Below are 250 nucleotides of genomic sequence, written 5' to 3' on the forward strand. Positions count from 1 at the left end.
TAATGGCGAGGTTTTTTATGAGAATAACCTATCAAATCTGCATTACTAAAAGGTTTTGGTTAATAATATCGTTGCTGCTTTTTCATCTCGATCATCATAATAAGCAAAGTTACTTGATGTGGTTTCGTAGTCGAATACCAGTCGCGGTGTGAGTCCCAATAAAGTAAAGTCGCGTTTCCATACTTGTAAACCTAATGAAGCTGTTTTGTCTTCTCTTGTTGAGCCAGGTTCGCCACCTACAGAAACATAA

At 37.6% G+C, this 250-nt stretch carries 1 protein-coding gene; it reads right to left on the minus strand.

Annotated features, from left to right (window positions below; genetic code table 11):
* Positions 1 to 45: 45 nt before the first annotated feature.
* On the minus strand, positions 46 to 250 hold a 205-nt coding region (locus tag CAN34_RS13955; protein ID WP_121509241.1), incomplete at its 5' end, for a surface lipoprotein assembly modifier.

It is taken from the genome of Psychrobacter sp. DAB_AL32B, from assembly GCF_002224105.1.
Taxonomy (GTDB): domain Bacteria; phylum Pseudomonadota; class Gammaproteobacteria; order Pseudomonadales; family Moraxellaceae; genus Psychrobacter.